Annotated in this window: 19 protein-coding genes and 1 pseudogene; 10 read left to right on the forward strand and 10 right to left on the reverse strand. The window is 58.3% G+C overall.

The window, feature by feature from the left end; translation table 11 throughout:
- Positions 1-15: 15 nt before the first annotated feature.
- Complete coding sequence (locus AB5Y83_RS17140) at positions 16-594, reverse strand: PhnA domain-containing protein (RefSeq protein WP_362782742.1); 579 nt, start codon at positions 592-594, stop codon at positions 16-18.
- A 181-nt stretch (positions 595-775) separates the two neighbouring features.
- Between AB5Y83_RS17140 and AB5Y83_RS17145 the strand changes: the two genes are divergently transcribed.
- From AB5Y83_RS17145 to AB5Y83_RS17160, 4 genes are all read left to right on the forward strand, one after another.
- On the forward strand, positions 776-1,996 hold the full coding sequence (locus AB5Y83_RS17145; RefSeq protein ID WP_368175608.1) for a methyltransferase: 1,221 nt from the start codon (positions 776-778) through the stop codon (positions 1,994-1,996).
- Between the two features lie 307 nt (positions 1,997-2,303).
- Positions 2,304-3,767 (forward strand): chitinase, encoded by a 1,464-nt coding sequence (locus AB5Y83_RS17150; RefSeq protein WP_368175609.1) that lies wholly within the window; start codon positions 2,304-2,306, stop codon positions 3,765-3,767.
- 588 nt (positions 3,768-4,355) lie between these two features.
- Positions 4,356-4,508 carry a GFA family protein gene (locus AB5Y83_RS17155; RefSeq protein ID WP_368175621.1) on the forward strand — a complete coding sequence of 51 codons (153 nt, stop codon included), beginning with the start codon at positions 4,356-4,358 and terminating at the stop codon, positions 4,506-4,508.
- Between the two features lie 131 nt (positions 4,509-4,639).
- Complete coding sequence (locus AB5Y83_RS17160; RefSeq protein WP_201956951.1) at positions 4,640-5,248, forward strand: histidine phosphatase family protein; 609 nt, start codon at positions 4,640-4,642, stop codon at positions 5,246-5,248.
- Between the two features lie 132 nt (positions 5,249-5,380).
- On the opposite strand, the gene AB5Y83_RS17165 is transcribed toward AB5Y83_RS17160, so the two are convergent.
- Both AB5Y83_RS17165 and smrB read right to left on the reverse strand, forming a co-directional pair.
- Positions 5,381-6,676, reverse strand: a complete 1,296-nt coding sequence (locus AB5Y83_RS17165; RefSeq protein ID WP_201956949.1) for a diguanylate cyclase — start codon at positions 6,674-6,676, stop codon at positions 5,381-5,383.
- A gap of 57 nt (positions 6,677-6,733) precedes the next feature.
- Entirely contained in the window at positions 6,734-7,258 is a 525-nt protein-coding gene (gene smrB / locus AB5Y83_RS17170) for an endonuclease SmrB (RefSeq protein ID WP_005333198.1), read from the reverse strand.
- Between the two features lie 82 nt (positions 7,259-7,340).
- Here smrB and prmB point away from each other — a divergent pair, with 82 nt between their 5' ends.
- Both prmB and aroC read left to right on the forward strand, forming a co-directional pair.
- Complete coding sequence (prmB, locus tag AB5Y83_RS17175; RefSeq protein ID WP_005360393.1) at positions 7,341-8,276, forward strand: 50S ribosomal protein L3 N(5)-glutamine methyltransferase; 936 nt, start codon at positions 7,341-7,343, stop codon at positions 8,274-8,276.
- A 12-nt stretch (positions 8,277-8,288) separates the two neighbouring features.
- Positions 8,289-9,377: a chorismate synthase gene (gene aroC, locus AB5Y83_RS17180; protein ID WP_021230156.1), complete on the forward strand. Its 1,089-nt coding sequence runs from the start codon at positions 8,289-8,291 to the stop codon at positions 9,375-9,377.
- A 111-nt stretch (positions 9,378-9,488) separates the two neighbouring features.
- On the opposite strand, the gene AB5Y83_RS17185 is transcribed toward aroC, so the two are convergent.
- Entirely contained in the window at positions 9,489-10,319 is an 831-nt protein-coding gene (locus AB5Y83_RS17185; protein WP_368175610.1) for a substrate-binding periplasmic protein, read from the reverse strand.
- 348 nt (positions 10,320-10,667) lie between these two features.
- Between AB5Y83_RS17185 and AB5Y83_RS17190 the strand changes: the two genes are divergently transcribed.
- The gene (locus tag AB5Y83_RS17190) at positions 10,668-12,068 is read left to right on the forward strand and encodes a DEAD/DEAH box helicase (RefSeq protein ID WP_005333194.1); all 1,401 of its coding nucleotides are present in this window, start codon (positions 10,668-10,670) and stop codon (positions 12,066-12,068) included.
- Positions 12,069-12,187: 119 nt separating this feature from the next.
- Here AB5Y83_RS17190 and AB5Y83_RS17195 read toward each other — a convergent pair whose 3' ends face one another.
- The 5 genes from AB5Y83_RS17195 to cra form a co-directional block, all read right to left on the reverse strand.
- Entirely contained in the window at positions 12,188-12,838 is a 651-nt protein-coding gene (locus AB5Y83_RS17195) for a hypothetical protein (RefSeq protein WP_021230154.1), read from the reverse strand.
- A 116-nt stretch (positions 12,839-12,954) separates the two neighbouring features.
- Complete coding sequence (locus tag AB5Y83_RS17200) at positions 12,955-13,341, reverse strand: MAPEG family protein (RefSeq protein WP_021230153.1); 387 nt, start codon at positions 13,339-13,341, stop codon at positions 12,955-12,957.
- A 225-nt stretch (positions 13,342-13,566) separates the two neighbouring features.
- Positions 13,567-14,124: a hypothetical protein gene (locus AB5Y83_RS17205; RefSeq protein WP_021230152.1), complete on the reverse strand. Its 558-nt coding sequence runs from the start codon at positions 14,122-14,124 to the stop codon at positions 13,567-13,569.
- Positions 14,125-14,381: 257 nt separating this feature from the next.
- Positions 14,382-15,575 carry an aromatic amino acid transport family protein gene (locus AB5Y83_RS17210; RefSeq protein WP_368175611.1) on the reverse strand — a complete coding sequence of 398 codons (1,194 nt, stop codon included), beginning with the start codon at positions 15,573-15,575 and terminating at the stop codon, positions 14,382-14,384.
- Positions 15,576-16,133: 558 nt separating this feature from the next.
- The gene (gene cra / locus AB5Y83_RS17215; RefSeq protein WP_368175612.1) at positions 16,134-17,120 is read right to left on the reverse strand and encodes a catabolite repressor/activator; all 987 of its coding nucleotides are present in this window, start codon (positions 17,118-17,120) and stop codon (positions 16,134-16,136) included.
- A 296-nt stretch (positions 17,121-17,416) separates the two neighbouring features.
- On the opposite strand from cra, the gene fruB reads away from it, so the two are divergent.
- The 3 genes from fruB to fruA are packed head-to-tail and all read left to right on the forward strand — an operon-like array spanning position 17,417 to position 21,227.
- Positions 17,417-18,517 carry a fused PTS fructose transporter subunit IIA/HPr protein gene (fruB, locus tag AB5Y83_RS17220; RefSeq protein ID WP_368175613.1) on the forward strand — a complete coding sequence of 367 codons (1,101 nt, stop codon included), beginning with the start codon at positions 17,417-17,419 and terminating at the stop codon, positions 18,515-18,517.
- Positions 18,517-19,506: a 1-phosphofructokinase gene (gene pfkB, locus AB5Y83_RS17225; protein ID WP_368175614.1), complete on the forward strand. Its 990-nt coding sequence runs from the start codon at positions 18,517-18,519 to the stop codon at positions 19,504-19,506. Before fruB ends, pfkB begins: the two co-directional genes overlap by 1 nt.
- Entirely contained in the window at positions 19,503-21,227 is a 1,725-nt protein-coding gene (gene fruA / locus AB5Y83_RS17230; protein WP_368175615.1) for a PTS fructose transporter subunit IIBC, read from the forward strand. The genes pfkB and fruA overlap by 4 nt, the downstream gene beginning before the upstream one ends.
- A gap of 714 nt (positions 21,228-21,941) precedes the next feature.
- On the opposite strand, the pseudogene AB5Y83_RS17235 reads toward fruA, so the two are convergent.
- Positions 21,942-22,981 (reverse strand): annotated as a pseudogene (locus AB5Y83_RS17235) (IS481 family transposase).
- Positions 22,982-23,088: the final 107 nt, after the last annotated feature.

The raw sequence follows: 23,088 nt of genomic DNA on the forward strand, positions 1-23,088 counted from the left end.
GCAATCGCCCTTGGCTTAGGCCTTTTTCAGGTAGGCAGCAACCAGTACGATCTGCACGCCGTTGACCTTGCCTTCGATATGGAGCGGGTTGTTGGTCAGACGGATGCCCTTGACCAGGGTGCCGCGCTTGGCGGTAAAACCGGCGCCTTTCACGTCCAGATCCTTGATCAGGGTAACGGAGTCGCCCTCTTGCAGCACGGCGCCGTTGGAGTCAACGGTCGGTACGCTGTCGTCATCTTCGTCAGCAATACCAGCTTCAGCCCAAGCCTTGGCTTCGTCTTCCATGTACATCATGTCCAGCAGATCCTGAGCCCATACTTCACCCTTGCCGGAGAGTGCTTTGAGCTGGCGCCATGCCATCACCTGCACCGCAGGCACCTGGCTCCACATGCTGTCACTCAGGCAACGCCAGTGGTTCACCACCAGGGTATCCGGTTGTTCCAGCTGACCACGGCAGGTGTCACAGATAGCAACGCTGTGATCATCGTCGCTGGCGGGGGAGTGAGGCACCACGAAGGCGGTCAGCACCTGCTCGGCGCTGCACAGTTCACACTTGGCGCCCGCGCGCGCTTGCAGAATGGCGTTGATGGTCATGTTGTTGGTCCCATAGCTAGTGTAAAGCGTCCCGCGTTGGCGGGGCGCGTGAAAGAGGGGGCGGAATATAGCATAAAACCCCGTACTTTGTCAGGGCTGCCCTGGCTCACAGGCTTGCTGTGCTGTTGCGCGGCGCTGATCGTTTGGTATTGAGAGTGCAATTTGAAGCGGGATCGCTAGAATGAGCCTCCTTTTTGACTGCAAGGCAGGGGCATTCGTGCTGGCTCAACGTTTTCAACAACTGGATCGACTGCTCACCCGCTACCAACGCTGGTGGCAATATCAGCCATATCATCATCTGACCATGGCCTTTGCCGATGAGGCGCCCGAACTGGCGGCACTGCTCAATGGGCTGACCCTTGCCCAGTTGGCGGAGCTCGATGGGGATATGGATGCACTCAGCACGCTGCTTGCTCCCTGGATTGCCGAGGGAGCCGAGCTGCAGCAACTCAGCCAGCTTGCCCCGTTTACCCCGGAGCCCATCACCTGCAGCAAGGAGATGGCGCTGCATATGCCGGGGCGCAAGCAGGCTCAGATCGAGTCGTTCACCGCCTGTCTGCCTGCCCATCAGGGCCCCTATCTGGAGTGGTGTGCCGGTAAGGGCCACCTTGGGCGGCTGGTGTCACTTCATCGACAGGCTCCTATCCTCAGTCTGGAGTTGCAAGAGCAGCTTTGTGACGAAGGTCGGCTGCTGGCCGAGCGGGATGGCGCCAATATGACCTTTACCTGCGCCGATGCTTTTGCCCCCGAGTCGGCGGCGCTGATCGCCCCCGAACATCACGCTATGGCACTCCATGCCTGCGGCGAGCTGCACACCCATCTGCTGGAGCGGGTGGCCGAGCGCGGTGCCCGCGGCGTGACTATCTCTCCCTGTTGTTACCACCTGATCCGTACCAGCCACTATCGCCCGCTGTCGGTAGCGGCCAACGCCAGCGAGCTGGTGTTGAGCAAGGCGGATCTCAAATTGCCGTTGCAGGAGACGGTGACCGGCGGTGCGCGGATCGCCCGTCTGCGCGAGCAGGAAGTGGTGTGGCGGCTCGGGTTTGACTGCCTGCAGCGTCAGGTGCGCGGGGTGGATGAGTATCTGCCGGTGCCCAATATGCAAAAGAGCCTGCTGACCGGCACCTTCGAGGCATTCTGCGTTTGGGCTGCAGAGCGCAAAGGGATTGTGCTGCCCGCCGGGCTCGACTACCCCGCCTGGTTGGAGCACGGGGAGCGCCGCTTTGGCGATGTCGCCCGCATGGAGCTGGTGCGTCATTTGTTTCGCCGTCCCCTCGAGATCTGGCTGGCGCTGGATCGCGCGCTCTTTTTGCAAGAGCAGGGCTATCGGGTCGAAATGGGGGAGTTTTGTGCCAAACCCATGACCCCGCGCAATATCCTGATCCGTGCCGTGCGTGCCTGACATCCGGCTATTTTGAGCATTTTTCTTGAACATTGATGATGGCTGACAGCTTGAGCCTGTCAGCCATTTTTTTCATCACGAACAATGACCGTATGGCAGGTCACCTGGCCGTCTCAACTGTTCTAAAAATGGGCGACAGATCACGCTGTGTCGTTTTCGTTTGGGTTCTTTTTCTTTGTTTCAGCTGCACTGAATATCACAAGGTGAAATGGCTCACAAATTCTGCTTATTTCTTAATTCTCATCGTGAATTTAGTTGTTGAAACACCTACTCTTGGAACGCATTAATTCAAACAAGGACGATAAACATGTTCAAACCCAAGCGTTGTGCCTGGCTGATCGCTGCCACCTGCACATTGCCAAGCTATGCCGCAATGAGTGCAGCCATGAATATTCAACCCGATCCGCAAAATGCGGGAGGATATGTGATTGCGGCCCCAGACCTGGCAGCCATGGAAAAAGCAAAGACGGCTAATCCCATGTATGCGATATGGGCCAAGGCATTGGCGACACGGTCAAATAAAATCGTTGATGCCATTGAACCGGGTCTGGCAAGCAATCCTGACAACGTAAAACGGGTTGAACGGGTATTTCCCCAATCTGAATGGGAATATTTAACCCAGATGGCTGCGCCGGAATATACTTATGTCCGCTTCTTGCGGGCCATCGGTAAATTCCCTGCGTTCTGTGGCGAATATACTGACGGTCGCGATGCTGATGCGATCTGTAAAAAATCCATTGTGACGGCCTTTGCCCACTTCTCTCAGGAGACCGGTGGCCATATTGCCAAGGAGAACGTCTCCGATAACCCGCTGGGGCTGGAGGAGTGGCAACAGGCGCTGGTGCATGTGCGGGAGATGGGCTGGTCAGAGGGACAGACCGGTTATACCACCGGCTGTGGCCAGAACGACTGGCAGAACAAGAAGTGGCCCTGCAGCACGGGTCAGGGGTATTTCGGCCGCGGCGCCAAGCAGCTTTCTTACCACTTCAACTACGGCGCCTTCTCCGAGGCGATGTTTGATGGCGATGCCTCCGTGCTGCTCAACAACCCGGGGCTGGTGGCGGACTCCTGGCTCAACCTCGCTTCTGCCATCTGGTTCTTCCTCACCCCGCAGGCCCCGAAACCGGCCATGCTGCACGTGATTGATCGCACCTGGGTACCTTCCAAACGGGAAGCTGACGCTGGTATCGGCTACGGCTTTGGCACCACCATCAACGTCATCAACGGCGGTATCGAGTGCGGCGAGCAGAACAAGGACAAGGGGCAGCCGGTCAATCGCATCCGCTACTGGGAAGGACTGGCCGACCACTACCAGATCCCGCTCAAGGCGGATGAGAAGAACACCTGCTGGCAGCAGACTCCCTATGGCAGCCTTAATCTCAACGGTGCTACCGACGTGCTCTACACCAACTGGGATGGCAACTGGAAGTACTATCCGGATCGCCCGGGCGGTTACTCCTTCGAGTGTGAGCTGGTGGGCTTTCAGACCGCTTATTCTGCGTTGGTGCCGGGTGATTACGAGAAGTGCGTGACCAACTTCTACGGCTCCCACGCCAACTGGCCGAAAGTGCGGATCGTGGACAAACTGACTCCACCGCCGGTCGATCCGAGTGAACCACCCATCGGTGGCAACCCGGCCTGGGAAGCGACCAAGGTCTACACCGCTGGCAGCAAGGTGAGCTACAAGGGCGCCGTCTATCAGGCCAAATGGTGGACCCAGGGGGATGATCCCGCCAAAGGTGGCCCCTGGGTTGTAGTTCCTGCCAAATAAGATGGCGTAATTTAACTCCCAAAGAGGAGAGGGGGGATAACTCCTTCTCCTCGTTAATTATCAACAGTACATCACTGAATATTATCTTGTATTTTCAATGGTGCTTATGTTCTAACTGTTAAGGTGAGTTTTTATCTGAAAATTGAAATAAAATAGTATTGAATCAAAGTTGAGAATAAAATTTATATTCAGGTTCGTTAGCCCCCATAAACTAGCGTCTTCTGATGAGCGTAGTGCGTTACTTGCGAATTCATTTTCCACCATAAAATGAAACCTCTCATTGCGAATATGAGGAGTATATTCTCTATTGGTAATCTGTCATTTATCACCTGAAATGGTGAGGTCTTGCTATATCACTCAGCTTTATCTCGGTACATTGTCGCTTATTCCCTTGAGAAAATAGATGTAAACGGCCGGTTTATATTGGTAATCTCTTTGGCTTGTGCAAAATTGCAACGAGGGGGCAAGATGAAGGGGGGTTGTCATTGCGGGGCGATCCGTTATGAGGTGCTGACTGCACCTTTTGCGGCCGATTTTTGTCACTGTCGGGATTGCCAGCGCACCACGGGTGCACCGGTCGGGGCCTGGATGGACTTTCACGCCGAACAGGTGCAGTGGTTATGCGGCAAACCGACCGAGTATGCGTCTTCAGATTTTATCCGACGGGGATTTTGCGCCGAGTGTGGCTCCACCCTCACGTATCGCAGCACCCAGTACCCTGACTATCGCCTCTCTCGATAATCCAGAGGTTGTTGCGCCAACCTATCACATCCATACCGACAGCCAGCTGCCCTGGTTGTCGATCCAAGACGAGCATCCCCGTTATCGCAAAGGGAAGTAAAACCAAGGTAGCCCCAACAAGGGAGGTTGACATGGAGCTGGTAGTTATCCGCCATGGCGAGACGCAGGCTAATGCGGAAGGGCGTTATCAGGGCGCGCTGGATATCGGGCTCAATGACGATGGCGTACGCCAGATATCCCGGCTGGCTGAGAAGGTAGCAGTGACAGAGCCGCCGTTCGATCGGCTGCTGGCATCTCCCCTGCTGCGAACAAGGGAGAGCGCTGCCATCTTGTCTCGCCAGTTGGGATTGTCAGTGGAGCTTGTGCCTGCCTTTCGTGAGCGGGATGTCGGCCTGTTTGAAGGGCTGGCACAGGTAGAGGCGAGAACACGCTATCCCGAACTGTGGGCGCGCAATATCACCCGGCGCTGGGCTGAAGCTCCTCCCGGTGGTGAAACCATTGATGAGGTGATTGCTCGGGTCTCGCAGGGACTCACGGAACTTGCTTCGATCATGCAAGGGGAGCGGATACTGCTGGTGGCGCATGGTGTAGTCGCCAAGGTGATCCGCGCCGTAACGATTGCCGGATTTGATGACTTCTTCGAGTGGCAATTGCCCAACGGCGGCATGCTGTCGGTGAGGCTCTCTCTGGCTGATGGTAGCCCACTGCGCTTTAGCCGTCCTCTTGATGGTGGTGATTGAAACGTGCACCAAAGGTAGAACGAAAAAAACAGCGCTACCGAAGAGAGTCGCGCTGTCTTTTGTATTCGTTGCGGTTGGTTATCTCTGCAGGCACAGATTAGCTGTGTCACCAGAGGGTAGGGGCGTGCGCCATCAGATTGGCTCCGGTTCCTCTTTGCGGCAGCAATTTCGCCCCTGTTTTTTGGCCAGATAGAGGGCGGTGTCGGCCCGTCTAACCATCTTCTCTACAGTGTCATGGCTGCCCTTGCTGGCGCTGATCCCGATACTGATGGTGAGGGAGATCTCAAGAGCCCCCTCAAGTGCATGGTGCTGGGATTCGATGGCGAGCCTGATCCGCTCGGCACTGGCCCAGGCGAGCTCGAGGGAGGTTTCTGGTAGCAGCACGATAAACTCTTCGCCACCCCAACGACCCAGCATGTCCACCTCCCGCAGCTGTTTACTGATCCGTTTCACCAGACTCAGGATCGCCAGATCTCCCTGCTGATGGCCAAAGGTGTCGTTTACTTCCTTGAAGTGGTCGATATCGATCAGCAGCAGGCTCATGGTATGGCCGAAACGCTGGCAGCGTTGCATCTCGGCGTTGACCAGCTCGTTGAAGCGGCGCCGGTTGGCAATGCCGGTGAGGGGATCCGTGGTAGCGGCGACCTTCAACTCCTCCACCAGTCGGGCTCGCTCCGAGATATCCCGCAAGATGGCGGTCATCTCGGTGGTCGGGCCCAAATTGATCTTGGCGATGGTCACCTCCAGCGGAAATTCGCTGCCGTCTCGGCGCAGACCCATCACCGAGGCGCGGGCATGCATTGGGCGCGAATTGATGGGGGAGCTGCTGAAGGCTTTGAAATAGGTTTCGTGATTGGCGCGAAAACGCTGGGGAAGCAGGGTTTCCAGCCGCTTGCCGAGATAACTCTCGTCGATCCCGAACATCTCGCAGGCGGCGGTATTGATAAGCTCGATGCGTGACTCGCTGCTGACACTGATGATGCCGTCATAGGCGGAGTTGACCACTGCCTCGAAGCGGCGGCGACTGGTGGTGAGCGCCTCTTCCAGCTGCATCCTGGCGGTGATGTCGATGGCGGTCACGATGATCCGGTTGATCCGTGCCTGCTCGGGGATGATTGGGGAGAGAATAAAGCGCCACCAACTGGTGCGCGACAGGCTGTCGATGGGCAGCTCGCTCTCGAGCCCTGTCTGCATGCGCACACATTCGTGCATTGGCGGCTCGATGGTATTGGTGATGTAGCGGGGAAACATCTCGCTCAGCTGTTTGCCAATGCTGCCAAGGACATCCAGCTCGAACGCCTTGGCAAAAGTATCGTTGGCAGAGACCAGCACAAAGTGATCATCCTTGTCGAGGCTGAACACCGCCACGGCAGCGCCGATGGCGTCGAGAGATGACTTTATGTCGGCATGGGAACCCTGTGTAAACATGCGACCTCCACGGCGAATAACATATTGATATTCAGTATAGTGTGGTCGTTTGGCTAACTACTCTTCGATATCCAGCAACACCAGAATGGCGCTGTCGCCGCCCCATTCACGGGGAGCCTGATGGAAGGCGCGCACATTGGGGTGCTGGGCCAGCCAGCTGGGAATGCGCTGCTTGAGAATATGTTTGCCGATGCCGTGCATCACCGAGGCGACGTGAATGTTCTCTTTTTGGCAGAGGGTGAGCAGGGCGGCCAGCTCCTGTTTTGCCTGCTGCTGGTTCATGCCGTGCAGATCGAGATAGATCTCCGGCGGATAAATCCCCCGCTTGAGCTTTTTCAGCTCAAATTTTGACACATCTTCCCGCACGTAACGGGTCGGCCCATCATCGTCGAGATGGGGCTGATACTCATCGCTGAAATAGTGGTCAACCCCAAGCTTTTCGCGGGTTTCGCGCAATTCGCGTTTCTGCTTGACCGGGCGTAACTCGGCCCTTATGGTATCTTGCTTGATTTTCCGGGTACCTTTTATCGCATCGCGGAACAGCAGGGTTTCCTCGTCTGTCGGTGAGGGCGTTTTTTTCATCAGATGCTCATGTATTAGGTATGCGTCTTGCCCGCAACGTAAACGGGGCTCGGGCCGGATATTACTCGACTTGGAGGTGGATTTGGACAAGATATTTATCGATGAGGTGGTTGCCGAGATGCACACCATCCAGGACATGTTGCGTTGGGCCATGAGTCGTTTCAACGACGCCGGGATTTTTTACGGTCATGGAACCGACAACGCCTGGGATGAAGCTGTGCAGCTGGTACTGCCCGCGTTACATCTGCCACCGGATGTAGACCCGGCCATGCGCCACTCCCGTCTCACCAGCAGCGAGCGTCACCGTATCGCCGAGCTGATTATCCGTCGTGTACAGGAGCGGGTACCGGCCGCCTATCTGACCAACAAGGCCTGGTATGCCGGTTGGGAGTTCTACGTGGACGAGCGGGTGCTCATTCCCCGTTCCCCCATTGCGGAGATGGTGGCCAACCGTTTCGCGCCCTTCCTCAAACATGAACCGACCCGGATCATGGACTTGTGCACCGGCTCCGGCTGTATCGCCATCATCATGGCCCACGAGTTCCCTGAAGCGGAAGTGGATGCCATCGACATCAGCATCGATGCACTGAACGTGGCCGAGCGCAATATCAACGATCACGGGCTGGAGCAGCAGGTCATTCCGATCCGCTCCGATCTGTTCCGCGATCTGCCGGCGGGCGACAAGTACGATCTCATCGTCTCCAACCCGCCCTATGTGGACTCCGAAGATATGTCGGATCTGCCGGATGAATTCCGTCACGAGCCCGAGCTGGCGCTGGCATCCGGCTCCGATGGTCTCAAGCTGACCAAGCGTCTGCTGGCTCATGCGGCAGATTTCCTCAAGGATAACGGTGTGCTGGTGGTCGAAGTGGGCAACAGCATGATCCATCTGGAAGCCCAGTTCCCCGAGATCCCCTTTACCTGGGTTGAATTCGAAAATGGCGGTCACGGCGTCTTTGTAATGACCCGTGACGAGCTGGTGCAGTATCAGGATCATTTCGCCATCTACAAGAACTAAGCAGGAGCGAGCATGGCAGGGAACAGTTTTGGTCAACTCTTTCGGGTCACTACCTTTGGCGAGAGCCACGGCCTGGCGCTGGGCGCCGTGGTCGATGGTTGCCCGCCGGGGCTGGAGATAAGCGAAGCGGATCTGCAGGGGGATCTGGATCGGCGCAAGCCGGGCACTTCTCGCTACACCACGCCGCGCCGTGAGCCGGATGAGGTGAAGATCCTCTCCGGGGTGTTCGAGGGCAAGACCACCGGCACCTCCATCGGGCTGCTCATCGAGAATACCGATCAGCGCTCCAAGGATTACTCCGACATCAAGGATCTGTTCCGGCCGGGTCACGCTGACTACACCTACCACCAAAAGTATGGTCAGCGGGACTATCGCGGCGGTGGTCGCTCCTCCGCCCGCGAAACCGCGATGCGGGTAGCGGCGGGTGCGATCGCCAAGAAGTACCTGAAACAGGTGCATGGCATCGAGATCACCGGTTTTCTCTCCCAGCTCGGCCCCATCAAGGCTGAGGCGTTTGACGCGGCGCAGATCGAGCAGAATCCCTTCTTCTTCCCCGATGCGGGCAAGCTGGAAGAACTGGATCAATACATGCGCGACTTGAAAAAAGAGGGCAACAGTATCGGTGCCAAGGTGCAGGTCATTGCGCGCAATGTGCCGGTGGGCCTGGGTGAGCCGGTGTTTGACCGTCTCGACGCCGACATTGCCCATGCCATGATGGGCATCAATGCGGTGAAAGGGGTGGAGATCGGTGACGGCTTTGCGGTAGTGGAGCAAAAAGGCTCCGAGCATCGCGACGAGATGACCCCGGCGGGCTTTGCCAGCAACCATGCGGGCGGCATTCTGGGTGGGATCTCGTCAGGCCAGGATATCGTGGTAAGCATGGCGCTCAAACCGACTTCCAGCATCACTGTGCCGGGCAAGACCATCAATACCGAAGGCGAGGCCATCGAGATGATCACCAAGGGTCGTCACGATCCTTGTGTCGGCATTCGCGCCGTACCCATCGCCGAAGCCATGCTGGCGCTGGTGTTGATGGATCACCTGCTGCGCCATCGCGCCCAGAATCAGGGGGTGTTGACCCATACCCCGCAGCTGCGCTGATCGCTGTTGCTGCTTATCGACTGATCATCATCAGTCAGGAGATCAAGTTCGACAATACCAAAAAGGCGACCTTCGGGTCGCCTTTGCTATTTCAGGTGGCGGCTTATCCCGTCAATGCTTGCGGAGGGTGCGGGTCAACAGATCCGCGGCGCCCGGATCGGCATTGAGGCGACACCTTGGGGGCGAGAACTTGTTGTGGGGTTTGGGCAAGGCATGAATGGCCTCGTTGACTTTGAGGATCTGTTCTTCGCTCACGCTGTTTTTGGCAAACATCAAGCTGACCGGCTGGTGGTGTAGCAACAGTTGGCAGCTGATAAACTCTTCGGCCCCCAGCTGGGCCAGCCGGTAGCGAGCATATTGCCACTCCATGATGATGCCATCGAGGCGGCGAGTCAGCAGCAGATCGATCATCCGCTCATCGGCGTTGTATTCGGTCGCCATTTTAAGCGCCGGGCAGCTATCCATCTGATGCATGGGGCGAGTGCCGCGCAACTTGCCTATCTTGAGCCCTTTCTCGTTGCACAACGCGGGCAGATTATCGAGCTGCGCCCAGCGATCCTGATGGCCGGGAATAGGGTCATTGCTCAGCAGTACATAGGCACTCTGGCGGTAGGGGGTCGAGAAGCGGGCATAACTCTGGCGCTCCGGCAGAGGGAGGGCGGCCATCGCCACATCCAGCTGATCGTGTTCTACCAGATGCAGTGCCCGCGCCCAGGGAAGCTCGCGAAACTTGGGGGCAAAGCCCGCTTGGGTGAGGATCTGGCGGGTCAGGCTGACATCCAGCCCATCCAGCTCACCCCGGTTGTTGATTTGGCTGAAGGGGGGCCAGTGACTCCAGGCCACGGTCAGGGTCTGACTGGCCTGCAGGGCAGGGCTTAGCAGCAGAAGCAGCAGGCCAATCCTTGCCTGCCAGCTGCCGCGGGGACGATATGGCGTGGTCATAGCTAAACCTCGTTATTGTGTTCTTTTATCCCGTGCTTTTGCCCTGCGAGCCATGCCTGCGAGGGCTGATATTGTGTTGCCAGTTAATAGTGTGGTGCGTGCTACATCAATCAACGGGATTATTCGGGGGGCAGGAGGGGGATTTTCTGTTCGTGCTGGGAGGAGCATCACATTTTTCTCGTTTATCCCAGGCAACTCCGTTAGACTGCGCCTCTATTCTTTCCCCTTTGCTCTGCTCCCCGGGGAAATCGTTGTTTTCTCAATAGGCCCAGATCTTGTGAGATGGCATCGGCTCAGCAGAGGAGCCCCACCACAAATCCCCGGCGCCCCTATCTCTAGCAGGTAATTATGAGTTTTACTTCCCTCGGTCTGGCCGAACCCTTGTTGCGTGCCGTTGCCGAACAAGGCTACGACACCCCGTCTCCCATTCAGCAGCAAGCGATCCCCGCCGTTCTGGCTGGCCGCGATCTGATGGCGGCGGCCCAAACAGGGACCGGCAAGACCGCAGGCTTTACCCTGCCGATGCTGCAACGTCTGATGGAGAGCAAGCGCAAGGTTTCTCCGAACCGCATTCGTGCGCTGGTGCTGACCCCGACTCGCGAGCTGGCGGCCCAGGTGGGCGAGAGCGTGCGTAACTACGGCAAACACCTGCCAATGCGCAGCCACGTGGTCTTCGGCGGCGTCAGCATCAATCCACAGATGATGGCGACTCGCCGTGGTCTGGACGTGCTGGTGGCCTGTCCTGGCCGCCTGATGGATCTTTACAACCAGAACGCCGTCAAGTTCGACGAGGTGGAAATCCTGGTACTGGACGAAGCGGATCGCATGCTCGACATGGGCTTTATTCGCGACATCCGCCGCATCCTGGCCCTGATGCCGAAGAAGCGCCAGAACCTGCTCTTCTCCGCCACCTTCGCTGACGAGATCCGCGAACTGGCCACTGGTCTGCTGGATAACCCGGCGGTGATCGAAGTGGCCCCGCGCAACAGCACCGCCGAGCGTATCGAGCAGCTGGTGCATCCGTGCGACAAGGCCAACAAGATCGCGCTGCTGAGTCATCTGGTCACCAGCAACAACTGGCAGCAGGTACTGGTGTTCACCCGTACCAAGCACATGGCCAACCGTGTTGCCGAGACTCTCGACAAGAACGGCGTCAGCGCCGCCGCCATCCACGGCAACAAGAGCCAGGGTGCCCGTACTCGTGCGCTGGCCGGCTTCAAGGATGGTAGCGTCAAGGTGCTGGTGGCGACCGACATCGCCGCCCGTGGTCTGGACATCGACAAGCTGCCGCAAGTGGTCAACTTCGAGTTGCCGAACGTGGCGGAAGATTACGTTCACCGCATCGGTCGTACCGGTCGTGCCGGTGCTGCCGGTCACGCCATCTCCCTGGTTGCAGCCGATGAAGGGAAGCTTATCAAGGCGATCGAGCGTCTGACCAAGCAGAACATCCCGTGCGAGCAGGTAGCCGGTTTCGAAGCCTCCCGCGAGACCCTGGACAATATCGCCCGTGGTATCGGCGCGCCGCTGCGCAAAGAGCCCCGCGATCCGAGCGAGCAGCGCCGTGCGCCGCGTCCGCAAGGTCAAGGCCAGCGTCAAGGTGCCGGTCGTTCCGCCTCCAATGGCAATGCGGGTGGTGCACGTACCGGTAACGGTGGCAAGCCCAAGCCGCAAGGTGGTCAGCGTCCGGCTGATGGCGCTGGCAAACCGGCTCAGGCCCGTCGTCCACGTCGCTCTACTCACAACCAGTAAGCGGCTCGGGAGCTTGACTCCCCAGCTATGCGGTTGACTGAAAAAGCCCTGCCAATCTGGCAGGGCTTTTTGTTTTTTCAGCCATGTAATCGGCACTGTGTGGTACTGCGAGAACCGCGCTAGATGGCGGAGAGGTACTGCTGTTGCATCGCCAGCCAGCGGCCGTTATTGATAAACGCCAGCTGTACCTTGAGCAGGGCCGCAATTTCCGCCCGGTGCTTTTTATCGAGATAGAGAAAGACCTGCTCTTTGGTGATCTTCTGCCAGGGGGACGCCAGTGCAGGTTGAGAGGCGGGGCGCATCTTGATGAGCCAATCCACTTTGCCTCGTTGCAGTTGGGCAAGCCCCTGCTTCTCATCGTTCAACCAGATGACCTGATAGTTGCCGAGGAAGCGCTCGCACCACTGGATGCCACGCAGGCAGCCAATCACGGTATCCTTGGCAGGGGGCCAGCTCGGGTTATCCCTTGGCTGACCATAAATCGCCGCCTCCGAGATGGGAGCACCGATCTGCAGCAAGTGGGGATAGGTCTGATCAAAGCCCTTGATCCGGGCCATATCGCCATCGACGGCATGGTCTGCCTCAATCAACTTTTCGCAGCGGGCATAAGTGCAGGGGATCAACTGAAAGTCGATTCCGGCCCGGCCAAACCAGTCATGAATAAAAGGGCGCAATATCGGAGTGTGTTCGACCGCTGCCGCCAGCTTTAGCGGGGTTGCGTGGGCAACGGGAGTCAGCCCGACAAGCAGTAACCAGCCAATCCATTTCATATCGTACTCCTGAATCGGGCTTGTTTAAGCAGCACTGTTGCGACTATCTGTGCAGTGAAGAATAGCCGATGGGGATGGCTGGCAGACCGCTTCGCCAGCTATTCGTGACGGCCGGGTCAGGGGAGCAGCGCCGTGATCAGGATATGGGCCGCGCTCACCAGGATCACCGTGAAGGTCAGCCCCATTCCCGCCACCCGATAACGGAAGTTCTCCGGCGTGCGGCTCATGCCAAATGCATGGCAGAGGCGGCCAAGCAGCAAGGCACTCCCCAGCAAATGAACCAGCCAGGGGGCATGGCTGCCGGTTTCGACGAAATAGATCAGCAGCAGGGCTAGGGGGACATACTCGGCAAAGTTGGCGTGTACCCGCATGGCGCGCAGCATGGCGGGATCATCGCCATGACCGAGTGCCACTTTGCGACTATGGCGGGTGCGAATGGTACGAATGCTCAGCAACACAAACAACAGGGCGAGCAGGGCCGCGTAAACAGGCAGTATGGTCATGGTATCTGGCTCCCGGAGCGATGATATCGAGTGGCTGGTGTTCAGAGACGCGATATTGCTCGGCATCTCAATGGCTTGCCTTGAGGGTAGCAGCAAACAGCTTTAGCACGACCGTCATCCACTCACACGCCATCGGCCAAGCGCAGGCACAAAACAAACAGCCCTGCCGAGGTGGCAGGGCTGTTTTTTGATCATATTGATGGTGGGCAGAGCAGGGCCCCGTCATTACCCCTCATAAGGGAGAGAGGAGTGGTGCAGCACGATGCGCACCTTGCCATCATCCCCCTTCTTGAAACCCCAGGTCTTGTCTACCGTGGTCTCCTTGTTGTCGCGATCTACCAGATGCACCTTGCCCATGGTCAGCGCCATGTCGCCGTTGATATAGACGGCGGCATTGTCATAGCGATAGCTCTGCCAGTTTTTCAGGGCGAACCCTTTGTCGGTGGGGTAGGCGCTGTTGTTGCCGACAAAGTAGGCCAGCGCCCCCTCGCGGTTGGTGCGAAAGGTCTGCTCGCCACCGGCCAGGGTGGGTTTGAACAGCACCGGCCCCTGCTGGTAGCCATAAGCGCTGTCGAGCACCGACTCGGCGGTCGCCTTGGCGCGCTCAATCCCACCGGCGCGATAATCATCGCTGATCTTGATAAGCGCCGCGCCCCAACCATCCTGCGCGGCCTTGATCTCCGCCTCGGTAATATTGTTGTTGGCGACTTCGGCGGCGCTAAGTGCGCCGCTGGCGGAAAGCAGGACGAGGGCAAGGGTGCTCCTCTTGAGGTGCAACATCATTGTTTTCAAACTCCTAAACGCGATAAGCGAGCGGGCAGTGTAACGAAGGGGCATGAACGGTTTTTGAACTGATTATTCAGGGTTGGGTAGTAAAAAGGTCGGTATATAGCTGAAGGTTAGGGTGTTTGTTTGGTAAGGGGCGCACTCTTAATTAATGGCGCATGCCTGTATCCAACTTGATTTCTTTTCCAACAAAAAGCCCCGCCAATCTGATTGGCGGGGCTTTGTTATTTTAGGCATTCCGTATCGGCGAGGGCTTATAGGGCGGGCAGCAGTCCCATGCTGACGCTGACCTGGACGCCGACAATCAGTAAGCCCATGGCGGCGGCCACTCCCAGCGCCACCACGCCACCCGGCGCGCGGTAGTGGTGGGCGGGGGCTTGCTTGCGGCTCTGCCACACCAGCGCCACCGGCAGCAGTACCGCGAGGATCACCAGCGCAATGGCAGCGTAGCCGAGGGCCATGATAAAGCCCTGCGGGAAGTAGAGGGCAAACAGCAATGGCGGCACAAAGGTGATAAGGCCGGTCTGGGTGCGGCCCTGCCAGTTGTCCTTGCGGCGGGTTACCTTGGCCATAAAGTCGAAAAGCCCCAGCGTTACCCCGAGGAAGGAGGTGGCGAGCGCCAGATCGGCAAACAGGTGCATCGCCTGATTAAACGCAGGCCAGCTCACCAGCTTGCCGACGTTGGCCAGCAGGCTGTCCAGCGCGCCGCCGGTTTGCAGCAGGGCTTGCTGGCCGAGCAGACCGAGGATTGCCACCTGCCACAGCACATAGAGGATCAGCGGCAGGGCTGAGCCCCAGACAAAGACCCGGCGCAGTTGCTTGGGGCAGTCACCGAGGTAGAGCATCACGCTTGGAATGGAGCCGTGAAAGCCGAACGAGGTGAAGATGACCGGCAGGCCCGCCAGCAACAGGCCCTGACCCAGCGGCATCGAGAGCAGATGCTGCCCTTGGGTGCGGGGCAGCAGCAACGCCAGCACCACCACCATGATCACCAGTTTGACAGTGAACATCAGCCGGTTGAGATAATCCACCGAGCGGGTGCCGACACAGACCATGCCGCCAAACAGCAGAGTAAAGGCCCAGGCGGCCTGCTCCTGGCTGAGGGTCATGCCCGCATCGACCAGCGCCTGTGCCAGCAGGCTGCTACCGCCGCTGATGTAGGCGGAGGCCAGCGAGTAGAACAGCATCAGGATACAGAAGGAGGCGATGCGCTTGCCCCAGGGGCCGAGCAGATGATCCGCCAGCTGGTGCAGGTACCACTTGCCGGTGTTGAGGCTTGCCTCTACTTGCAACATGGCGGTGAAGGCCATCAGGGCCCAGAGGCCGACCATCAACATCAGGGTGGCGGGGCCGCCGAGGGAGGAGGAGGCCAGCGGCAGGGCCAGCATGCCGGCACCTATTGTGGTGCCGGCAATCAACAGGGTACAACCCAGAGTTTTGGTATTCATGTTATCCATCCGAACGTAGCGGTGTCAGTGCAAACAGGCGATGTCAGCAGTGACGTAAACAAGAGGGGGCCGATTGGCGTTATCAGAAGGCGCCTCCGGGATAGGGCCGGAGGCTAGCAATATCGGAACGGGAACATCTGTACCTAAAACCTGTCGGTTGTAAAAGATGGTTGCCACGTTAGCGGATCAAAATAGCGGAAACAACACCTTTTATACGGATCTTGTGCTGGCTTGTGGCAATAAGTGGAAATAAATGATGACAGTGGTAGCTAATTGCAGAAAAAAGCACCGAAAAAATGACTGGCAGGGGCTCATTGATACAGGTCAGCCAAGTGGTTGCTGCACGGATGGGGGAGTGCCTTGTCGTGGCATTGGCGTTTAGTTGCGGGGTGAAAGGAGTGTGGAGGCCGGTTGTTTAGTCGGCCAGACGGTAGAAAAAGCAAAGCGGGCGGGTAGGGTTGTGGGGAAAAACAATAAGGCAGCCAATGCTGGCAGCCTTATTGTCATCTGTTCGCTTTACCCACCCATTGACAGCAAATCGGGTCTGCTGCGGTCAGGTTAGCGACGGCGCTTGAGGGTACGGCTCACATAGTGCAGCCCGTTCTGGTAGTCGCCGTTCACCGCCTTGAGTGCCAGCTCCAGCGCCTGGCTCGCCAGCGCGTCGTGCTGCTGGGGCAGGGAGTTGATGCCAAAGGGGAGGAAGTCGAGCAGGCGATCGTCCCCGAAGGTGGCCATGGCAAGCTGGCTCATATCGATCTCTTGCACCAACAGGTAGTCCAGCACCCCCTCCATCAGGATATAGGAAGTAGTGATCAGCGCTTCGGGCAGCTGACCCAGCTGCTGATGCAGATCCTTGATCAGGCGATACCCCTCAAGACGGGAGAAGTGATCCCCCTCACACAGGTGGCGAGCCGCACTGTGACTGGCGACCGCCTGCTCGAAACCGGCTTTGCGCTCCTGACTGATCGTGAGTGCCGGCAGCGCGGTGATCAAGGCGATATGGCGCAGAGTCGGGGTGAGCAGGGAGCTGGTGAGATCAAAGCTCGCTTTCTCGTTTTCACTGGCGACGGTGACGAACTTGTCGGCTGCCATCGCCCGGTCGATGGCGAGGATCTGGCTGCCTTGCGCCTGCAATTTGCCGTAGAAGGGGTCGTCTGGCGGCAGGCAACTGGCCACCAGCAGGGCGTCCACATGGCGGCTCACCAGCATCTGGGCCAGCTCTTTTTCTGTGGCGGGCTCATCTTCCGAGCAGACGATGAGCAGCTGATAGCCCTGCGCCCGGGCCCCCTGTTCCAGCCGTTTGGCCAGCTTGGCGTAACTGGCGTTCTCAAGGTCGGGCAGGATAAAGCCGAGGGTCTTGGTCTGGCCGCCACGCAGGGAGGCGGCGCGGCTGTCCGGCTGATAGTTATGGGCGGTGACAACGGCCATCACCTTGTCGCGGGTGGCCTGACTGATGCGGTATTGATCGGCCTTGCCATTGATCACATAGCTTGCCGTGGTGCGCGAGACACCGGCGAGGGCGGCGATTTCATCCAGTTTCATCATATTGGCTCTGTTTGAGTTGCAAGGCCCACGGTCACTGCCGGGTGAGGGCACCGAAAAGTGTGCGCGGGATCATATCATTGAAAAGCACTCTTTGTGGGTACTTGATCAATTCGCTGAAACGATTCAGTCTGAGTGTAAGTGAAACGATTCAGCCTGTCAGCAACGAAGAGACCCAGTGGCCTGAAAATCGGGCCCCGATCACAGTGAACCGTGTTCGGGTCTATTGTCAGCTGGCGAGTTATCCGAATGTTCAATTGTGACGTACCGGCGCGGCCGGAACCTGATGGAGAGTCTCTATGTTGAAGTTGGCGCGAGAGCAGATCTTGCTGGGACAGTCGGTGGCAACCAAGTCGGACGCCATTGCCCTGCTGGCAGGCAAACTGACCGAAGCCGGTCTGGTGGAAGCGGGCTATGTGGATGGGATGCTGGCCCGTGAAGCGCAGCATGCCACCTATCTTGGCAGCGGCATCGCCATTCCCCACGGCACCACCGATACCCGTCATCTGGTGAAGAGCACAGGCGTCATGGTGGCCCAGTTCCCCAATGGTATCGAGTGGGATGAGGGGCAGATCGCCTACGTCGCCATCGGCATCGCCGCCAAGTCCGACGAACATCTGGGCATTTTGCGCCAGCTCACCCATGTGCTGGGTGACGAGCAGGCGGCAGCCCAGCTCAAAGAGGCCACCGATGCCGACACCATCATCAACATCCTGACTGGCGCCACTGCCGCCAAAGAGGTGCAATACCTGACCCTGGCTGACTTCCCGGCCGATGATCGCGACCAACTGCTGCTGGGAGCAGCCGCTCGCGCCAAATCGGCGGGCTGGGGCGATGCCGCCATGGTGAGCGCCCTGCTGGCAAGCGATCCCGCCTATCTGGGTGAGGGCGTCTGGCTCGCTCGAGCACAAGCGGCCCAGACCGGCTGGGTGTTGGCCACCCCGAGCAGCGCACTTATAGCAGGGGAACAAACGGTCAGCGCCATGCTGCTGCTGTGCGCTGCAGATAGCGGCCATCTGCCGCAGCTGGAGAATCTGGCCAAACTGGCGGCTGCCGGCCAACTCGCTACACTGGCGGGCGGCGAGGGACTGGCCATGCTGCAGGCAGGGCCAGCGAGCGGTCTTTCCGAAACCTTCACCATCATCAACCCCCACGGTCTGCATGCCCGTCCGGGCGCCATGCTGGTCAAGGTGGCCAAAGAGTTTGAATCCGACATCCGGGTTGCCAATCTGGATGGTAGCGGCGAAGCGGTCTCCGCCAAGAGCCTGATGAAGGTGATCGGCCTTGGGGTCAAGTGTGGGCATCGTCTGGCATTTCGCGCCGAGGGGGCAGATGCCGAAGCCGCCCTCAAGGGGATCGGTGAGGCCATCGCAGCGGGTCTGGGCGAGGGGGCGCATTGATGAAGATTGTTACCATCACCCTCAATCCGGCCCTTGATCTCACTACTCGCCTCGAGGCGATGAGCCTGGGTGAGGTCAATCTGGTGAGCGAGGCCAACCTGCGTGCCGCAGGCAAGGGGATCAACGTCGCCATGGTGCTCAAGGACTTGGGCCGCGAGGTGGGCGTCACCGGTTGGCTGGGCGCTGACAATGAACAGAGTTTTGTCTCCCTGTTTGCCGAGCGCGCGCTTGATGATCACTTTGTGCGCGTGGCGGGCAGCACCCGCATCAACGTCAAGATCTCCGAGCAGTCTGGTCGGGTCACCGATCTCAACCTGCCGGGGCTCACCATCGAGCAAGGGGAGGTGAGCGCGCTGGAGCTGGCCATCGACCAATTGGCACCTCACGCCGACTGGTTCGTGCTGGCGGGCAGCCTGCCCAAAGGGGTTGCTCCCGATTACTGCGCCCATCTGATCCGTCTGCTCAAGGCCAAGGGCAAGCAGGTGATCTTCGATTGCAGCGGTGCGGCGTTAAGCGAAGGGAGCAAGGCGGCGCCGACCCTGGTCAAACCCAATCTGGAGGAGCTGAGCCAGTGGGCGGGCCGCCCCGTCAAGACTCTGAGCGAGCAGGCCGAGTGTGCCCGCGCGCTGCAGGCAAGCGGCATCCCCAACGTGGTGATCTCCAACGGCGCCGATGGCCTCATCTGGTTTGCCCCGGATGCCGTCTGGCAGGCCATTCCGCCGCGGATGCAGGTGGTCAGCACTGTGGGTGCTGGCGACTCGTTGGTCGCCGGTCTCGCCCATGGTCTGAGCCTTGGCTGGGCGCCGGAGCAGACCCTGCGGCTGGCCACCGCCGTCTCGGCCTTGGCGGTCAGTCAGGTCGCGGTCGGCTTTGACGATATCAATGTGCTCAACCCTTTACTTGAACAGGTGCGCGTAGAGCGTCTGGATGTGCTGGCACAAGTTCAATGCCATACCCCCTCAATGGAAAACTCAGGAGATGCCCAATGAAAGCAATCTTGGTTACGGCTTGCCCGGCGGGCATTGCTACCAGCTTTCTCGCTGCAAAACGGATAGAACAGCAGGCCAAACAGGCTGGCTGGGAACTCACCCTTGACGTCGGCTCCAGCGTGCAACCGCGCCAGATCCCCTCAAAAGAGCAGATTGCCGCCGCTGATCTGGTGCTGGTTGTTGCCAGTGCTCCGGTGGATCTCGCCGCCTATGATGGCAAGCGAGTCTATCAGGGCAGCATGGATCTCGCCCTGCAGGATCCGGCTGCCTTGCTGGAAGCCGCAACCAGCGGTGCCAGCGTCTATCGTCATCAAGCCGCGCCCGCTGCCGCCAAACCGGCCGCCGCTGGCAAGCGCATTGTGGCGGTGACAGCGTGCCCGACTGGCGTTGCCCACACCTTTATGTCGGCAGAAGCGCTGGAGACAATGGCCAAACAGCTGGGTTATCAGATCCGCGTTGAGACCCAAGGCTCGGTCGGTGCCCAGAACGCCCTGACTGCCGAGGAGATTGCATCTGCCGATCTGGTATTCCTCGCCACCGATATCGAAGTGGACATGGCGCGCTTTGACGGCAAGCCGGTCTATCGTACCAGCACGGGCGCGGCATTGAAGAAAACCCGCGCCGAGCTCGACAAGGCGTGGAACGAGGCGACACTCTATCGCCACAGCGGTGCCAGCCAGCCCAAGAAAGAGGAAAAAGCCGGCCCCTACAAGCACCTGCTGACCGGTGTCTCCTTCATGCTGCCGATGGTGGTGGCGGGCGGCCTTATCATCGCGCTCTCGTTTGTGTTCGGTATCGAAGCGTTCAAGGTGGAAGGCACTCTGGCAGCCGCTCTGATGAAGATCGGTGGTGGCTCAGCCTTTGCCCTGATGATCCCGGTGCTGGCCGGTTACATTGCCTACTCCATCGCTGACCGCCCGGGTCTCGCTCCCGGCATGATCGGCGGTATGCTGGCAAGCTCGCTGGGCGCCGGTTTCCTTGGTGGGATCGTGGCCGGTTTCCTGGCCGGTTACAGCGCCAAGTACCTGAGTGACAAGGTGCGCCTGCCGGTGACCCTGGAAGCGCTCAAGCCCATCCTGATCATTCCGCTCTTTGCCAGCCTCTTTACCGGTCTGGTGATGATCTATGTGGTGGGTGGCCCGGTGGCCGGCATCATGAATGCCATGACCACCTTCCTCAACAACATGGGCTCTGCCAACGCGGTGCTGCTGGGTGTCATCATCGGCGCCATGATGTGCTTCGATATGGGCGGCCCGGTCAACAAGGCGGCCTACGCCTTCGGTGTCGGCCTGCTGGCCTCCAAAACCTACGCTCCGATGGCTGCGGTGATGGCCGCTGGTATGGTGCCGGCACTGGGGATGGGGATCGCGACCTTCCTGGCTCGCACCAAGTTCATCAAGGCGGAGCAGGAAGCGGGAAAAGCCTCCTTCGTGCTGGGTCTGTGCTTTATCTCCGAGGGGGCCATTCCGTTTGCCGCCAAGGATCCGATGCGGGTCATCCCGGCCTGCATGGTCGGCGGCGCCCTGACCGGTGCGCTCTCCATGCTGTTTGGCTGCGAGCTGATGGCACCCCACGGCGGTCTGTTCGTGCTCTTCATCCCCCACGCCATCAGCAATGTCATGATGTATATCGTGGCGATTGCCGCAGGCTCGCTGCTGACCGGTGTTTCCTACGCCATGCTCAAGCGCGGCGAAGAGCAGGCCAAGCTGGCAACAGCCTGATAGTTAGTTCTCAATAACAGAAAATGTTCAATGCCGCCCGGTTGCAAAGCCGGGCGGCATTTTTATATGCCTTTTAAACAGAATCCTTGAGCAGCGGTTACTGAGGTCTCGCGTATTGGGGCCAGCGTCTTGCTCAGTTTCAACACTTAATTGTGTGGGGAAGGGCCGTAACCAATATCTCGTGCATTGATTGTGTTGCCGCTAGGATAGGGAGAGCTGGCTAGCTCCTGGGAAGCAAATCTATACCAACGACAGTTACCTATATGTACATCTGTGTAGATGCAACCTGAGTTGATCATCTGTTGAACAAGACCTGAGGCAGGTTTGCTATATTACAACCCCCCCCCCCCCTCATTTCTGCGAAAGGGGGTCAGGTTTCGGTACAACCGAATGACCTGCTTGGCAAGTATGCCTTGAACCAGAGGGTTCCATATCAAATGAATCTTGAACCCCACACCAGCCCATTGCAGACCGTCATCTATACAACTTTTTGTATGCCAACAAACAAGATTTTACACAGACAAACTCAATTCGCATCATGTTGAACATAGAAGTAGAAAATGGACTTTCTCTGTTACGTAAAAAAGTAAACATGAGTTAACGCAGTGTTCAATGATAGAGAGATAACAGACATAGCGGCTTTGCAGAGCATGGGTATTAATGTGTGTACAGATCTAGTTATCACCTGACACCGGCCTCAAACCGGTGTCTTGTTTACGCTACTTTAGAGCGCACTTCCTTCGGTATCAATTTCAGACCCTTCTTGAACATGCTGTAGGGGGGTTGACCCTCCATCATCCTGCCCTGATGTGGCCGCTGGGTGTTGTAGTGCACCAGATAGCTATCCAGGTCTGTCTGCATCTGCTCTACCGACTCATACCAGGTCGTCCTCCCCTTGATGCGGAAGTGTTCATCCAGCAAGGTTCGATGCAGCCGCTCGATAAAGCCGTTGCTCTGCGGCCTGCGCACCTTGGTGGTTGGTGCTCAATCCCCTCCAGTTGCAGGAACAGCTCGTAGGGATGGTGGTCTGGGCGCCCACAGAACTCGCGCCCGTTGTCCGACAGGATGGTATAGACCCGCGCCTCGTGGGCCTCGAAAAACGGCAGCACCGTTTCATTGAGCACATGAACCGAGGTCACCGGCAGCTTGCTGGTGTAGAGCCGTCCCCAGGCGTGGCGACTGTAGCAGTCCAGCACGGTTTGTAGATACACCTTGCCAACCCCCTTGAGCGCGCCGACGAAGAAGGTGTCGACCGCCACCAGTTCTCCGGTGTAATGAACCTCAATCTGGCGTTCTCGGAACTCGGGACTGAATCGTTCTAACAGGCGAATTTGCTCGTCATTGAGCTCAATGGTCTGCTCACGGTGAGTTTTCTCAAGGCGCAGCAAGCGGTCGTGTTTAGAGAGCAAGTCGTGCCGTTGCCACACGCCACGCACACCGCCCGCACTGACATTGATGCCTTGCAGAGCCAGTTCTTGCGCGACCCGCAGCGGGCCTTGAGTTGGTCTGGTGAGGGAGTAATCGAGGATGGCCTGTTCAATCTCGGGCGCAACCCGATTGGGATGAGCCCCTTTACAGCCCGGCAATTTGTCGAGCAAGCCCTAGGCGCCATAGGTCTGGTAATTACGGCGAATTTCGTAGAACTGCTGGCGGCTGTAGCCAATGAGCTTGCAGGCTTTACTGACGTTATTGAGCTCTTTGGCGAGCTCTAGCAGGCTGAGTTTGCGACGTGCTACTTTCTCGTTTGTGGTCATACGGTGACTCCAGATAACACGGTAGGGGTACCGTTTTGTTATCCGGTTTGAAGCCGTATGACCACTCCCTTTTGTGGGCAACTGTCAGGTGAATACCATCTCCATAC

This window comes from Aeromonas sp. R5-4 (assembly GCF_040908215.1).
GTDB lineage: Bacteria > Pseudomonadota > Gammaproteobacteria > Enterobacterales > Aeromonadaceae > Aeromonas > Aeromonas veronii.

Coding starts and splice junctions, on each gene's coding strand:
- AB5Y83_RS17140 (WP_362782742.1), bottom strand. CDS start 594: ATGACCATCAACGCCATTCTGCAAGCGCGCGCGGGCGCCAAGTGTGAA.
- AB5Y83_RS17145 (WP_368175608.1), top strand. CDS start 776: ATGAGCCTCCTTTTTGACTGCAAGGCAGGGGCATTCGTGCTGGCTCAA.
- AB5Y83_RS17150 (WP_368175609.1), top strand. CDS start 2,304: ATGTTCAAACCCAAGCGTTGTGCCTGGCTGATCGCTGCCACCTGCACA.
- AB5Y83_RS17155 (WP_368175621.1), top strand. CDS start 4,356: ATGGACTTTCACGCCGAACAGGTGCAGTGGTTATGCGGCAAACCGACC.
- AB5Y83_RS17160 (WP_201956951.1), top strand. CDS start 4,640: ATGGAGCTGGTAGTTATCCGCCATGGCGAGACGCAGGCTAATGCGGAA.
- AB5Y83_RS17165 (WP_201956949.1), bottom strand. CDS start 6,676: ATGTTTACACAGGGTTCCCATGCCGACATAAAGTCATCTCTCGACGCC.
- smrB (WP_005333198.1), bottom strand. CDS start 7,258: ATGAAAAAAACGCCCTCACCGACAGACGAGGAAACCCTGCTGTTCCGC.
- aroC (WP_021230156.1), top strand. CDS start 8,289: ATGGCAGGGAACAGTTTTGGTCAACTCTTTCGGGTCACTACCTTTGGC.
- AB5Y83_RS17185 (WP_368175610.1), bottom strand. CDS start 10,319: ATGACCACGCCATATCGTCCCCGCGGCAGCTGGCAGGCAAGGATTGGC.
- AB5Y83_RS17190 (WP_005333194.1), top strand. CDS start 10,668: ATGAGTTTTACTTCCCTCGGTCTGGCCGAACCCTTGTTGCGTGCCGTT.
- AB5Y83_RS17195 (WP_021230154.1), bottom strand. CDS start 12,838: ATGAAATGGATTGGCTGGTTACTGCTTGTCGGGCTGACTCCCGTTGCC.
- AB5Y83_RS17200 (WP_021230153.1), bottom strand. CDS start 13,341: ATGACCATACTGCCTGTTTACGCGGCCCTGCTCGCCCTGTTGTTTGTG.
- AB5Y83_RS17205 (WP_021230152.1), bottom strand. CDS start 14,124: ATGATGTTGCACCTCAAGAGGAGCACCCTTGCCCTCGTCCTGCTTTCC.
- AB5Y83_RS17210 (WP_368175611.1), bottom strand. CDS start 15,575: ATGAATACCAAAACTCTGGGTTGTACCCTGTTGATTGCCGGCACCACA.
- cra (WP_368175612.1), bottom strand. CDS start 17,120: ATGATGAAACTGGATGAAATCGCCGCCCTCGCCGGTGTCTCGCGCACC.
- fruB (WP_368175613.1), top strand. CDS start 17,417: ATGTTGAAGTTGGCGCGAGAGCAGATCTTGCTGGGACAGTCGGTGGCA.
- pfkB (WP_368175614.1), top strand. CDS start 18,517: ATGAAGATTGTTACCATCACCCTCAATCCGGCCCTTGATCTCACTACT.
- fruA (WP_368175615.1), top strand. CDS start 19,503: ATGAAAGCAATCTTGGTTACGGCTTGCCCGGCGGGCATTGCTACCAGC.